Origin of the sequence: Parvularcula marina (assembly GCF_003399445.1) — a bacterium.
GTDB classification, from domain to species: domain Bacteria; phylum Pseudomonadota; class Alphaproteobacteria; order Caulobacterales; family Parvularculaceae; genus Parvularcula; species Parvularcula marina.
The window spans coordinates 1-513 of the sequence record NZ_QUQO01000032.1 but is presented as its reverse complement, the minus strand read 5'-3'; the positions used below and the strand labels follow the sequence as shown (position 1 = coordinate 513).

General features: G+C 72.1%; 2 pseudogenes. Both read left to right on the top strand.

From position 1 onward, the window contains the following. Positions 1–290: pseudogene (locus DX908_RS16090) on the top strand (DNA polymerase III subunit delta); the annotation flags it as partial. Between the two features lie 88 nt (positions 291–378). Beyond that, positions 379–513, top strand: a pseudogene (locus tag DX908_RS16870) (gamma-glutamyl-phosphate reductase); the annotation flags it as partial.

Genomic DNA, 513 nt, shown 5'->3' with positions numbered 1-513 from the left:
GGGCGGTGGGCGAGGAAATCCGCCTGCTGGCGCGCGTGGCCGAAGCCCGCAGCCTTGGCCAGGACGCCAACGGCCTGATGCGCCGCCTGCGCATTTTCGGCGCGCACGAACGCCTCGCGCTGCAGGCGCTGGGCCGGGTCCGCCCCGACGTCTGGCCCGCCGCGGTGCAACACGCGCACGAAGTGGACCGCCTCATCAAGGGGCTGTCCGTCCCGGGTCGGCTGTCCGACCCCTGGGAAGAAATGACCCGCCTGGCCCTGCGCGTCGCCGCTGCGGGCAACCGACCGTGAAGGCGGCCCCGGCCGCCTCCTGATCCTCCCGGCCCCTGGCCGGATAAACTATCCCAATCGCACGCGGCGCCCTGGCCGCCCCCTCACCATGATCGACGCCGCCATGTCCTCGTCCTCCATCGAACAAGCCATGCTGACCCTTGGCGACAATGCGCGCCGGGCTTCGCGCGCCATGATGCGCGCCAACAGCGCCGCCAAGAACCAGGCCCTGCTGGCCATGGCC